Below are 329 nucleotides of genomic sequence, written 5' to 3'. Positions count from 1 at the left end.
GCTCGATCACGCTTTAAGTAATCAATCTTTTTAAATTCTACATTTTTGAGGACTAAATTTTTCCCTTTGTATGAACCAATAAACTCACCTTTAGCCCCCTTTAAATCATTCCCTTTCGGCGGCTCAAGCTCATTGGCAACGGTTTTCTTCGGTTTGCCCACTACACCTGTACTTGCCGGTGGCTCAAACTCATCGAGGGCTTTGTTTACGCGATTGCCAATTTCATTTGCGGCGTTTCTTACGCCTTGGTCTATTTGCGGGGTGACTTCATCAAGTTGTTTGACCATGGCTTGCATGCCGTCAATGGCCGAGTCTGGCAGTAGGAGGTC

General features: G+C 45.6%; 1 pseudogene. It reads right to left on the bottom strand.

What is annotated here, in order from left to right:
• Positions 1 to 329: pseudogene (locus tag H5232_RS23790) on the bottom strand (hypothetical protein); the annotation flags it as partial.

Source organism: Pseudoalteromonas sp. SG41-5, from assembly GCF_014164495.1.
Lineage (GTDB): Bacteria > Pseudomonadota > Gammaproteobacteria > Enterobacterales > Alteromonadaceae > Pseudoalteromonas > Pseudoalteromonas rhizosphaerae.
Note: the sequence above shows the minus strand (reverse complement) of the source record. Positions and strands in the feature narration are given on the sequence as shown.